The 12,053-nt window shown below is 41.2% G+C and carries 9 protein-coding genes; 4 read left to right on the forward strand and 5 right to left on the reverse strand.

What is annotated here, in order from left to right; all coding sequences use genetic code 11:
- Window positions 1-241 precede the first annotated feature (241 nt).
- Window positions 242-2,626, reverse strand: coding sequence for a TonB-dependent receptor (locus tag IQ31_RS19895; protein WP_145329526.1), 2,385 nt, complete (start codon window positions 2,624-2,626; stop codon window positions 242-244).
- A gap of 207 nt (window positions 2,627-2,833) precedes the next feature.
- Here IQ31_RS19895 and IQ31_RS19900 point away from each other — a divergent pair, with 207 nt between their 5' ends.
- A complete protein-coding gene (locus tag IQ31_RS19900) occupies window positions 2,834-3,172 on the forward strand; it encodes a winged helix-turn-helix transcriptional regulator (protein ID WP_115050077.1) in 339 nt (112 codons plus the stop codon).
- Here IQ31_RS19900 and IQ31_RS19905 read toward each other — a convergent pair.
- Window positions 3,169-3,627 carry a VOC family protein gene (locus IQ31_RS19905; protein WP_145329528.1) on the reverse strand — a complete coding sequence of 153 codons (459 nt, stop codon included), beginning with the start codon at window positions 3,625-3,627 and terminating at the stop codon, window positions 3,169-3,171. The genes IQ31_RS19900 and IQ31_RS19905 overlap by 4 nt on opposite strands.
- 511 nt (window positions 3,628-4,138) lie before the next feature.
- Here IQ31_RS19905 and IQ31_RS19910 point away from each other — a divergent pair.
- From IQ31_RS19910 to IQ31_RS19920, 3 genes are all read left to right on the forward strand, one after another.
- Window positions 4,139-4,759: an HPP family protein gene (locus IQ31_RS19910; RefSeq protein WP_075993821.1), complete on the forward strand. Its 621-nt coding sequence runs from the start codon at window positions 4,139-4,141 to the stop codon at window positions 4,757-4,759.
- Window positions 4,760-5,109: 350 nt separating this feature from the next.
- On the forward strand, window positions 5,110-5,877 hold the full coding sequence (locus IQ31_RS19915; protein WP_145329531.1) for a hypothetical protein: 768 nt from the start codon (window positions 5,110-5,112) through the stop codon (window positions 5,875-5,877).
- Window positions 5,871-6,152 carry a hypothetical protein gene (locus tag IQ31_RS19920; protein ID WP_145329533.1) on the forward strand — a complete coding sequence of 94 codons (282 nt, stop codon included), beginning with the start codon at window positions 5,871-5,873 and terminating at the stop codon, window positions 6,150-6,152. The genes IQ31_RS19915 and IQ31_RS19920 overlap by 7 nt, the downstream gene beginning before the upstream one ends.
- Before the next feature lie 59 nt (window positions 6,153-6,211).
- On the opposite strand, the gene IQ31_RS19925 is transcribed toward IQ31_RS19920, so the two are convergent.
- The 3 genes from IQ31_RS19925 to IQ31_RS19935 form a co-directional block, all read right to left on the reverse strand.
- Window positions 6,212-7,300: an efflux RND transporter periplasmic adaptor subunit gene (locus IQ31_RS19925; RefSeq protein WP_115050069.1), complete on the reverse strand. Its 1,089-nt coding sequence runs from the start codon at window positions 7,298-7,300 to the stop codon at window positions 6,212-6,214.
- A gap of 100 nt (window positions 7,301-7,400) precedes the next feature.
- Entirely contained in the window at window positions 7,401-10,574 is a 3,174-nt protein-coding gene (locus IQ31_RS19930) for an efflux RND transporter permease subunit (RefSeq protein WP_145329535.1), read from the reverse strand.
- 6 nt (window positions 10,575-10,580) lie between these two features.
- Window positions 10,581-11,969 carry a TolC family protein gene (locus IQ31_RS19935; protein ID WP_145329538.1) on the reverse strand — a complete coding sequence of 463 codons (1,389 nt, stop codon included), beginning with the start codon at window positions 11,967-11,969 and terminating at the stop codon, window positions 10,581-10,583.
- Window positions 11,970-12,053: the final 84 nt, after the last annotated feature.

A 12,053-nucleotide genomic window follows, 5' to 3' on the forward strand; every position in this document is an offset into this window, starting at 1 on the left:
CAGCCAGTATGGCAGTTGAATAACAGCTTTAAACGCACTACGCATCCCTAATTCTATTTCAATTTTGAGGGGTCAGCTTGTTCAAGTATATCCAATTGGTATGAAAATAGCCCCGGCGAGGATCAAGGCATTCCCTTTATGAGAATCAGACATCGTTGCAATTATTGTCTCAATCTGTAAATAGATAAAAAAAGAGAAGGCTAAGCCTTCTCTTTTTTTATCTATTCGTTGTGGTCTTCCACTAAAATTTTAGTGTAAAGTTAGCCAAAACACGCGCCGGGCTCTGTGGCGTAAGCCTTACCGACCAAGCTTTCTCACTTGTCAAATTATCTACTTTTATTCCGACCCTAAATTTAGATTGATCATAATAAACAGTTGCGTCAAATAGCTGATAGGAAGGAATAATAACCTTAGCCGTCTGTGTATTTGTCTGATAAGAGGAACTTCCCATATTTCCTCCAAATCCGGCGCCCAGTCCTTGATATTTTCCAGCTGGTATACGATAACTCAACCAAAAATTCAACATACGCTGTGGCCCCGAAAGTGCAGGTCTCAAACCATTTACCGATGGATCGGCATTACTATATTTACTCTCATTATAAGCATATCCAGCTACAATATTCATTCCGTTAAATGGGTTCGCGGTCAATTCCACTTCAACACCTTTACTTAACTGTGTACCGTCCTGGATGGAATAATTACTATCATCTGGATTCGTGCGTAAAACATTATCCACACGGATATCGTAATAACTTACAGTTCCAGCCAACCGGTGGTTGAATAGATCCCCTTTTACACCAAACTCCATCTGATTGGCATATTCGGGTTTGAAAGGATTGCTATTGATATCCACACCACTGATGTTATTAAAACCATTCATATAGTTTCCAAATACCGATAGCTTATCTTTGAGCGCTTCATATACCACACCAAATTTGGGTGACAATGCTGTTTGCCCAAATGGTCCTTTTTGAATCCCCCCAGCACCTATTCCGCCCGTAGTTTCCCCTGTCGTAATATTGTAGACCCCATGATATTGGAAGCGGTCCACGCGCAAACTCGCCATAACCATCAATTGATCAGTCAAATTAAATACATCAGAAACGTATGCTGCATAAGTATCGTCACTATTTTTCTCTTTACGATAGGCAGATTTTGCGGTTAAAGAATCAACAATAAAATGATTGATACGATAATCTGCAGGTGGATTTATAAAATTGATTGTCCGAGTGTTGGTATGGTAGCGATCAAAATAATTGGAATTATTATAGTAGTCCAAGCCTATAACCATCCGGTTGCGAAATTTTCCGATATGAAAATCACCGATAAAATTCTGTTGCAGATCCGTCGCAATAAACGACGTAGTTCCCACCATAACCTGTGCATTTAAGGTCGAATCAGATTTACCATTCAGCGCTGAGATATACCCATTGATAGTTGAATTTGCCCTAGAAATGATAGTCTGTGAAGTCCATTCTTCTGAAATTTTATAGTTCATCTGCGCAAAAATATTGAACATCTGCGTTTGATAGGCTAAATCATTGCTTAGAAAAGTCTTTTTGTAAGGGAATTTCATATCACTGATGGACTGCACTTTGTTACTTCCAGTGTATGGGTTGAAACGTACCACAGATGTTCCTTTAGCCTGTCCGTACTCAAGATCCAAGAGTAATGAAAGCCGATCTGTTATCTGGTACGAGAAACTTGGTGCCAAGGCAAAGCTATTGGTAAATCCCAGGTCCTGAAAACTTTTTTCTATCGTTCCAGCGGCATTGATTCTGAAAAGAGCTGTCCGGTCTGCATTTATCGGCGTATTGAGATCCAAAGCTACACGGTTATAATTCCAGCTTCCACCTACATAACCAACTTCGCCCCCAAAATCGTTATAAGGCTTTTTGGTAACACGGTTATAAACGCCACCGTAACTGCTCGACACACTTTTTCCAAACAAGGTAGCTGATGGTCCTTTTATGGCTTCAATGCGCTCCAAATTGACTGGATCGATAAAAGAAAAAGCCGCTCCGGCAACACCATTACGCGCATTTGGCTCAGTTTCAAATCCTCTCGAACGAAACGTTACCCGGCCTTGATTAGCAATCATCGGTATACCAGCACCGGGAACATTTTTAGAAATGCTACCGAGGTCCACGGCGATTTGCTCCTGAAAAAGGGCTTTGGGAACGGCATTATACACCTGCGGGTTCTCCAAATTTTTTAAAGGTAAGCGCGCTACGTACACACTTTCTTTTTGAACAAACCTGTTGTTTTTACCGTGCACAACAACTTCCTGCAAAGCAAGTACATTCTCGTCAGACATCTGATAATTCGCTTCCACATGAATAAGAGGAGCTCCGATGTGAACGGGGATCTTGATTTCCTTTGCCCCTAATAATTGTACACGAATGGTATAATTACCTGTATCCAACCCTTTGAAGATGTATTTACCATCCTCATCTGTAAGGGTAGTTCGCTGAAGTTCTAGCAATGAAATAGCCTTGGAAGCCATAGGTTCACCATCCACCATTGTTAAGCGCCCGCGAACGCTGCCCTTGCTCTCCTGTGACAGCAGATTTTGTGAAAGATGTAAAAGGCTAATGATAAAGACAGTGCGTAAAATTGATCGCATTGAAAAAATGTATGTTTCCATTTAGACAAAAGAATTTGTAGATGATATTGTCTCTTTGTAGGAGCGCAATGAATAATGGCCCAAAGATATACTATTTTTAATAATTCTAAATAAAAGAATTATTAAAAATAAATCGATGACGGAAGGACACAAATTGCTAGGGAAATATCCCTTTCATTCTTCACATTTTTTTCGATATTAGTAGCTATGACAGACCGCAAAGAAAATTCGACGAATGCAATCAATGAAAAAACATTACAACAGTTCTGTAACGCCTCAAAAACGTTGGCATTATTCAGTGGTCGATGGAAACTTTCGATTCTATTCAAACTCCTCGAGCAGGACACAAACTATTCGGAATTCAAAATTCTTCTACCCCAAGTAAGCGATCGTACACTTGCGAAACAATTGAAAGAATTGCAGCTGGATGGACTCATTCAAAAAGACCGAAGTAAAACAGCATCTGTCTATTCACTGACCGACAAAAGTCATCAGCTAAAACCCCTATTGGCAGCCCTTTCTGGGTTTAACAACGACCATCCTTAACTAAAATCAACCCGCTCCAAAAATTCAATCACCTCTCCATTTGGACTATAAACGAGACTGTTGCGTACAAAAACATCTTTTTTACCTTGACTGAGCCTGAGTTCGAAAACACCGGCACTCAGGTCCTTTGCACCATGGGCGATAGCCTGTATTCGGGCATCTTCGGCATCTTCTACCGTAAAACACAGATGAAGTAGCGCATTCTCGACATATTCCTCTCCTTCTTTACGCCTTCTTCCCTGCGTTGGAATAGCAGCATTCTTATCACAAATTTCCAAATAATAGCCTATAGAGGCATTAAAAAGCATGGCGCAGCGTTCTAAATTGAACTCGGGTAACGACCATTCATGCACGACAATAAAACCAAGATTTCCATAAAAGCCAATCGTCTTATCAAAATCCTGAGCCTTAATCGATAGGTGGTGAAAACCCACAATATTATCTTTCAATTCCATAGGGTATAATTTTTGAACAAAACTAATGTGTTTTTCCGGAGACTGGAACAACTTACAAAATTGTAAGTTGCACTGGTCGGATCGAAAACCAACAGGTCCACGTTGCGCGCCGCAATGGAACCAATTTTATCAAACTAACATCCACTTACTTATAGCATAAAATGATCCTGAAAGATCGGACAGAAAACTATCCTCCAATCCCATTGGACGAGAAAAGAGTATACGTTAAAACTAGCCGTATCAAAAGGGAGATTTTAAATTACAGGAGATAGATCTTATTATTTTAGTGTACTTTTGCCCAGTAAATTTTTCGATCTGAACAAGAGCCAAAAGCGTTGTAACTACCATGAGTCTATAAAAATGGGGCATCCCTTAGACATCATTTCGATGGACTTTGCTGCCAAAGTATCGTGACACCCAGCATAAGAAATCGAATGTTATAAATTCTTCAAAAATCAAGATAGAATGCGCAAAGTTTAAAGCCCTTGGTCTACATATTTTTGCAAATAAAATGAAACAGCATCTCCACAGACAATTACGGATCTATAGATATGTGATCTATAGAGAGACATTAGTCGATCCTTGGGAACATTTTTGGTCATTTATTGGTGCATTTGTTGGGATATTTATTATCGCCTATATCCAATCACTTCATTTACCTTCGCTCGAAAATGTCTTTTTGATAGGTTCTTTCGGAGCTTCCTCGGTTTTGGTTTATGGTGCCATACAAAGTCCACTTGCACAGCCACGCAATTTAATCGGCGGCCATGTTGTTTCTGCAATCGCCGGAGTTACCGTTGCACAGCTCCTTCCCGATATTATCTGGCTGACCGCTCCCTTTGCCGTTGCCCTGTCCATTGTTTGTATGCAACATACACGCACGCTGCATCCTCCTGGTGGAGCAACTGCACTCATTGCAGTCAGCAGCGGAACAAAGATCTCTTCAATGGGATATTGGTACGTATTAAGTCCAGTACTATCAGGTTGCATAATTTTATTCCTGGTGGCTCTAATCTTTAACAATATCACAAAAAAGAGACATTATCCTGTAAAAAAATCACGTTTACGCCGTTCAAGAAGGCAGCATCTAAAAACCCGTTTTGATAGCGCCAAGAACCCGTCAAACCTATAAAGTGCTGGAATCCCTCATTCTATCCAAATCTATCGGATAGAATGGGTACTTGATTCATATCCTAGCAAAATCCGCCGAAGATTAAGCTAGAATGATCTATTTTGAGACTAGAAAGCCACTATAGTCCATAAAATTACCTTTCCTTTAAATTAAGTAAATTCTCAAAATTAACTTGCATAAATTTTAACAATTACCTAATTTCATCAGCAAAACACATATTAATACATAAAAGTATTTCCATAAAAATAATTATTTAACAAATAATCACTTAAATCAAAACCATTATTTAAAAAACACGTTAACTATTTTATTAATTACATTTAATTATATACTAACAACGTAAACCAATCATGACCAGATTTACTCAAACAGTGCTGTTGATTCTGTTAATCTTCACAAGTCAACTTGTCGTTAATTGTTCCTCGGATAAGGATCCAATTGATGAAATCGAAAATTCGACCAGTTGGATGGACGACCTCGAAAAATCTTTAGGAACAGGCACCAAAGCCAAATTAAACAATTGGATAGCAAAAGGTTTGGACCAAACCAAACTCAAAGAAGCATTTTCCAAGTCAAAGGATAAGGCTGCTCTGCTGAATAACCTGGAAACAGCACAAAGTATTTATCATCAGAGGGTATATATTGAAGACTGGAACAATATCCCTGGAATAGCAAAATCTGATTATGTACCGAATGGCTTATCCAATGGAAAAACTAGCCCATGGAATAATCCAGATTTAGATTTACCAGCAGTAGAGGCTGCCAACTTTGTGGACGCTACAGCGACAGAACTACCCGCAGGCACCAAAATATATCGTGTCACTGGAGGAAATCCTGCCGGCGGCTACTGGACCAAAGAGATTCCAAAATCCGTCGGCGACGTAATCGGCGGTACTGCCGTTCAACCGGCATGGAACAACTTCAGTAAATTTTACCGGTATGAAGTTCCACAAGCCAAAACACTAAAAGTATGGCAGGGCGCCACCGCAAGACAACCTATTGCCACAGGTATAATCAACCCCCATCTTCCTGGTAAAGCAATTCAGCTATTTATCCCTGCTGCTGTCAGAGATGATGCCTTTAAGCAACTCGTACAAGAAATTCCTTTACCATGGTAAATATTGAATTCATAAAAGCGCATTATCTGCAACTTCTGACGCTATTGCAACAGGAAGTTTCACTCAACCAGTCAACTCAGGAGTTTCTAAACTATGTTCTTCTTTATAAGAATAAATTTTCAAGCGCAGAAAATGTAGACAATGTACAAGAGCTTCGGGAATTTCTGAGAGGAGCAAACCGATTTGCAGATGAGTTTTCATTTTCAGATCAGAACGGCAGCCAAATACGGGCCTTGATCAAAGGTCTCTATGACCTATTGAATAAGACGATTTAAAACCTATAATAATAGCGTTTCGGCCTATATCCGAAACGCTATTATCGTACGAAGTCTATTTACTTTTCTAAAGAAAGTGCTGTCCCTTCTTTAATTTCATCATTTGCATGTAATAGAATCCGATCATGTATATTCAGCTGACCAAAAATTTCTGTTGAATCATGTGTAGACACCCCTTCTTTGATATCCACAAAATGAGCTTTTCCATCAACGACTTGAATAACATATTGTCTTTCCGTCGAACGAACAATGCTATTCGATGGCACCAGTAAAGAACTGGCTCCGGCAGAAAGCGGTATATCAACCTCACAGTACAAACCAGGCTTCAGTAGATTATCGGCATTGGGAACATCCACCTCTATCGCTTCCGACTGCATGGCCCCTAGCGAATTCGCTGATCTTGCGATCATCCCATCAAATACTTTATTTGGTTTATTATTGAAACGATAAGCTACTTTTTTAGATAAATCAACTTTATCCACATAGGTCTCTGGAATCTGTACTTCCAATCGCAATCGATTAAGATCCTGCAAAATAAGTAAAGGCTGATCGCTTCCTTTTCCTGGACCGACCAACGCACCTTCTGATACATTACGTTGCACAATAATACCATTAAAAGGAGCTTTGATATCCAGATAAGATTGCATCATCTCCACCTCTTCTACATTAGCTTTTTCCGACATGGCAACAGCTTCATCTGCTTTCATCTTTGACAACGCATTATCCAGATCCAAAGGTGAAACAGCCCCCTCTTCCTGCGCTGCATTTTTCAGTCGGCGATATTTATCTTTGCTCGCCGAAGCCGTTTCCTGCGCCTGTACATAACGCGAACGCGCGGCCTGTACTGCCGCCAGCATTTCTGGTGCTTCCAACTGGATTAACAGTTGGCCTTTCCTGACAATAGTTCCACGGTCCACATGAATATGTTTCACAAAACTATTCATCTTCGCATAAATATTGACTTCATTATATGGTTTAAGTTTTCCCGGCAATCTAACACTGCTCGACATAACCTTTTCCTGCAACACCGCAACTTCATGAGCTGCAGTCTTGCCCGGTTGTTTTGGCGTAAGGTCGATAGGCTTCTCTGTGCTTCCGCAAGCAGTTAATAAGCTTATCGACAAGAATACATAGCATAGTTCTTTCATCTTTAATCATTTTTCCCACCCACTAGATGGTATATTTCTTCTTCAAAATTTTAAGTTCACCGTATCGTAAAATGACATTTAAGCCTGCTAAGCTTAACACCTAATTTGCGATATAAGCATTGTTGTCTAAAATAGCCTCTGCATCCACCGGTTCCTCATGCGGTAGCAGTGAAACAGAATCATAGTTGGATTTCTCTTTCATCCACACAAACAACAAGGGTAATATGAAAAGGGCGGCAAAAGTTGACGCAAACAAACCACCGATAACAGCACGTCCAAGTGGCGCGGCCTGCTCCCCAGTTTCTCCCATTCCCATAGCCATCGGAATCATCCCCGCAATCATAGCCATACTCGTCATTAATATGGGACGCAAACGTGTAGCAGCACTCGCAAAAGCCGCCGTCCGTGCGTTACGAAGATCGATACGCAAATTTTCTGCCCCCGAAACGATAAGAATGGCATTTGCAACCGAAACACCTGTAGACATGATCATGCCCATATAGGATTGTAAATTTAAAGTCGACCCCGTCAATATGAGCATCAACAATGCCCCAAGAATAACTGCCGGAATAGTCACCAAAGCCGTTAAGGAAAGTTTCACACTTTGGTAATTCGCCGCCAATAAAAGAAAAATAACAACCACAGCACATAGCAGGCCTATTTGAAGGCTACTCATGGTCTCAAGCAACAGTGTAGACATTCCCTTCATCTCAACGATGACACCTCGGGGTGGAGCAGCCAGGCTCCGAATCGCTTTTTGAACATCCGCTGTAGCCGTCCCCAGATCCTTTTGGTGTATATTGGCCATCACAGTTAAATAGCGCCTTGGCCCTTGTCGGTCATACTCTCCAGGCATATATTGTGTATTAAAACTCGCAATATCGCCTAAGGTTGGCGTTAACTGCCCTTTGACTAATGGAATTTCACGCAACTCGTCCATCGTATTCATCACATACTCAGGCACCTGAACCTGTACCTGATACGTATAGGTGTTATTCTCATCAAGCCATTGTATCTTTTGCGTAAAACGACTCGAAGACGTACTCGCCGTCACAGACCGGGCAATATCATCCATCTGTAAACCCAATTGTGATGCTTTGAGCCGATCGATGGCTATTGCAATGGTCGGTAACTTCAAGGGTTGAGCAATCTGTACATCCCGTAAATAATCAATCTTGTGCAGTGCTGAAACAACTTTGTCGGCATATGACTTCATCTCATCCATTTTCTTTCCGGCAATACGGACCTCGATCGGTGTGGCCGCACCTTGGCTCATAATTTTCTCGGTCATGTCTATAGGCTCAAAATTGAACCGCAAACGTGGCATTTTATACTGAATATTATGTCTGAGTACATCTTTAAGCTCATCCATATTAACATGATAATCTGCATTTAAGTTCACCTGAATAACAGCCTCATGTGTCCCTGTATTGAAAACATACAAATTACTAACACCATAACTGCTCGGAACCAAACCAACATAAGCAGAACTGATGGCGACCTGATGATTGACCGTACTGTCAATCAATTGCAGAACCTGTTTAACAGATTCCTCCGTACGTTCCAATCGTGTCCCATCGGGTTCCTTGATCCGCAATTGAAACTGTCCGTTATTGACTTTCGGCATCATATCCTTGCCAATATATAGAAATGCAAGCGCCGACATCGCAAGCGTACAAAACAAATAGCCTAAAACAACCCTACCCTTATGACGCATGGATCGATGTAATATCACACGATACCGCTTTTTTATCCGATCAAAAAAACTGGGTGAATCCGATTGAGCATGCCCCAGATGATGATCCTTGAGCAACCAATTGGATAAGATTGGCACCAATGTTTGCGCCATAAAATACGAAGCAATCATCGTTAAACCAATGGACAGAGATAAAGGTAAAAACATGGCTCTAGGGATGCCTTCCATCATAAACGATGGTGCAAAAACAGCCAGGATACAAAAGAGAATCAACAACAATGGCACCGCAATCTCTTGACAGGCACGATAAATTGCTTTCCGTTTGGCGGTCCCTTTTTCCTGATGCTGATGGATACTTTCAATTGTCACCGTGGCCTGATCAACCAAAATCCCAATCGCCAGTGCCAAACCACTTAAGGTCATAATATTGATTGTTTGTCCGAAAAGTTTCAGCAACAATACCCCCAATAATATGGAAACTGGTATTGTAATGATGACGATCAGACTGCTACGCCAATCCCGCAAAAATAACAACACCATCAACCCGGTCAATAAAGCCCCAAGTCCGCCTTCGTGCAAAAGGCTTTGGACCGAATTCATGACGGCCACAGACTGATCAAACTCATAAGAAACTTTCACATCTTCAGGAAGCAAGTTTTGAATCTCCGGTAATTTAGCTTTCAGATTACGCACAACAGCCCAGGTAGAAGCGTCAGCAGTTTTCACCGCAGGAATATAGACGGATCTTCTTCCATTGATCAATGCATAACTTACCGTAATATCGGATCCATCTGATACCCGAGCCACATCTTTCACATAAATAGGTATCCCATTTTTCGTCAAAATTGGAATATTGGCAAAGTCGCTTACATTCTTAATGAGGGAGTTTATCGTCGTGACATACATTGTATTGTCAAGGTGAAGGTTACCCGAAGGAGACATCACATTGAATTTTGACAAAGCCATCACAATTTCATCTGCCGTTAAATGATAACTTCGTAGTTTATTGGGATCAACATTGACCGTTATAGTCCTTGAGTTGGCTCCAAAAGGCGGTGGAGCTGAAAGTCCGGGCACAGCGGAAAACATCGGACGAACAAGTGTACTTGCCATATCATAGATTTCCTTTAAACTCCGTGTTTTAGATGACAGCACTAGCTGTCCGACAGGAAGGGATGAGGCGTCAAAACGGACAACTTGCGGAGGCAATGCTCCCGGAGGAAAGAATTTCATGGCCCGGTTTACCTGCAATGCAACCTGTGCCGATGCCTCGGCCATATCCGTATTTTCATAAAAACTCAATTTCAGTAAGGTCAGTCCCTGAATATTCTTGGCAGAAATATTTTTTATACCGTTGACATATAGAAATTGATCCTGCATTCGGGAGGAAAAAAAACCTTCCATCTGCTGTGGAGACATACCACCATAAGACTCAATCACATATATTGTAGGCGAATTAAGCTGCGGAAAGATATCGATAGGGATCTTAAAGAGTGATAAGATCGAAAATAACAATAGACTCAGTGTAATAATCACTGTCGTAATCGGCCTTTTTAAAGCAACTGTAACTAATGACATAGACATTTATTTAAAAAGTTGGAGAAATCCGTCTACATTATTCTGGGCAACGACCTGATGGAACAATGCGAGGTAATAATTATACTTGGCAGCGATATAATCCCGCTCAGCCTGATAGAGCATATTTTGTGCGACATTGACTTCAACAATATCTGTAAGCCCATTTTTATAAAGCGAGAACTTTTGCCGATAGGCTGCATTAGCAGCTTTGGTCTGATGCGGGATCTCGTCCAACCTCTGCTCGGCAGTAGCAACTTCCGCAGCAGACTGCGCAATATTCATCGTAATATTGGCCTGCTCCTCCTGCAGCTTTTGCCCAGCCTGATCAACCATCAACCGCTGTGTGTGGAGTTTTGCTTTTTTCCGTTGAAGGTCAAAGATGTTGTAATTGATTCCGACACCAACGAGATAATTACCTCGTTCCACTCCAAATCCCTCGCCAAGGGAACGATAACTATTGCTGTGATCTACACTCGCGGCACGTCCCCACACTGCCCCCGAAAGAAAGAGCTTAGGACGGTAGCTTTTTGATACAAGCTTTTCCTCCATTTTGGTTTTATCAAATAAAGCATTGTAATAGGCTACTAAGGGGTGCTGCGTCCCCCCATTCAATTCAATGGGCGAACTTTTCACCTGCTCAAAGAGGATCTTTTCAGCGGTCATATCGGCAACAATTTGATCGGGAGGCAATGCAGAAAGCGTCGATAAACGAATCTGCAACTGCCGTTGTTGATTTTCAAGTTCAATTAAGCTCAGCTTCGCTCTTGAAATCTCCGCATCCGCCATACTGGTATCAACACCCGCCCGGATACCGCTTTTAACTACAGCAAATATCGATTGCCTGATCTCTCGGTTTCGATCGATACTCCGTGTCTGAATTTCAATAAGATCATGCAATTTTAACAGCTGAAGATAACTGTAGATCGTAAACGATTGCAGGTCGTATTTTGATTGATCAAATCGTTTCTTTTCAACGTTAACCGCCGATTGAGCCAATTGATCTTGCGCCTGGTACGCGCCGAAATTATAGAACTCCCATTGAAACGCCGCAATAGCAAGATTGCTGCTGACGGCATTGTAATTATTATTTTCACGTATCCCCCCATTATTGGTCGGCACAATACCAAATCCAAAGTAAGGGCCGGGCACATTATTATTTGAACCGAGATCAGCTTGATAGGATAGCTGCAAACTCGGCAAACGGTTATTTCGTATTTCCTGCACACGAGCTTCTTGTACCATAGTACCCGTATAGTCAGTACGCAAAGAAGGCGCATGTTGTGCTACCGCAGACAACAAATCATTGAGTTTGATAGGTATATTATTTTCCTGCCCATGACAAAAAACGCCACAGGAAAGCAAGAAAACTCCTATCAGGACTATTTTCTTAAACATGTTTAATATCTTATTTTAAATAAATTACAGCAACGAAATTCCTCAGCGGAATAATGCCTTTCGTCTATTTTAAACAGGTATCAA

The sequence above is a fragment of the Sphingobacterium siyangense genome (genome assembly GCF_007830445.1).
GTDB classification, from domain to species: Bacteria; Bacteroidota; Bacteroidia; order Sphingobacteriales; family Sphingobacteriaceae; genus Sphingobacterium; species Sphingobacterium siyangense.